Origin of the sequence: Saccharopolyspora halophila, from assembly GCF_039531955.1 — a bacterium.
Classification (GTDB): domain Bacteria; phylum Actinomycetota; class Actinomycetes; order Mycobacteriales; family Pseudonocardiaceae; genus Saccharopolyspora; species Saccharopolyspora halophila.
This window is the reverse complement of the sequence record NZ_BAAARA010000028.1, coordinates 1-1,134: the sequence shown is the minus strand read 5'-3', so window position 1 is coordinate 1,134 and position 1,134 is coordinate 1. Positions and strand designations below refer to the sequence as shown.

At 68.3% G+C, this 1,134-nt stretch carries 1 protein-coding gene; it reads left to right on the top strand.

Annotated elements, in window-relative coordinates:
• On the top strand, positions 1 to 1,134 hold a 1,134-nt coding region (locus ABD289_RS25095; RefSeq protein WP_344138103.1), incomplete at both ends, for an AMP-binding protein.

The window sequence follows — 1,134 nt, the reverse complement described above, 5'->3', positions numbered from 1 at the left end:
CCGTCCGAGGAGTTCGCGGCGCAGGCCAACGCCACGTCGGCGCTGTACGCCGCAGCGGACGCCGACCGGGAAGCGTTCTGGGCCGAGCAGGCCGAACGGTTGCACTGGAACACCAAGTGGGACCAGGTCCTGGACTGGTCCGAGGCGCCCTTCGCGAAGTGGTTCACCGGTGGCCGGCTCAACGTCGCCTACAACTGCGTGGACCGCCACGTCGAGGCCGGTCACGGCGACCGCGTGGCCATCCACTGGGAAGGCGAACCCGGCGACTCCCGCGAGATCACCTACGCCGAGCTCCAGCGCGAGGTCTCCAAGACCGCCAACGCCCTGGCCTCCCTCGGCATCGGCGAAGGCGACCGCGTGGCCATCTACCTGCCGATGCTGCCCGAGGCCGTGTTCTCCATGCTCGCCTGCGCCCGCCTCGGCGCCCTGCACAGCGTCGTCTTCGGCGGCTTCTCCGCCGAAGCCCTGCGCAGCCGCATCAACGACGCCGAAGCCAAGGTCGTGATCACCTGCGACGGCCAGTACCGCCGCGGCAAGGCCATGCCCCTGAAGGCCAACGTCGACGAAGCCGTCACCGGCACCCCCAGCATCGAGCACGTCCTGGTCGTCAACCGCACCGGCATCGACGTCACCTGGAACGACCACGACACCTGGTGGCACGACGTCGTCGACACCGCCCCCGAGCAGCACACCCCGCGGGACTTCGACAGCGAACACCCGCTGTTCATCCTCTACACCTCGGGCACCACCGGAAAGCCCAAGGGCATCCTGCACACCTCCGGCGGCTACCTCACCCAGGCCGCCTACACCCACCACACCGTCTTCGACCTCAAACCAGAATCCGACGTGTACTGGTGCACCGCCGACATCGGCTGGGTCACCGGCCACACCTACATCGTCTACGGGCCCCTGGCCAACGGCGCCACCCAGGTCATCTACGAAGGCACCCCCAACACCCCGCACGAAGGCCGGCACTGGGAAATCGTCCAGAAGTACGGCGTCAGCCTCTACTACACCGCCCCCACCACCATCCGCACCTTCATGAAGTGGGGCGCCGACATCCCCGCCCAGTACGACCTCTCCACCCTGCGCGTCCTCGGCTCGGTCGGCGAACCCATCAACCCCGAAGCCTGG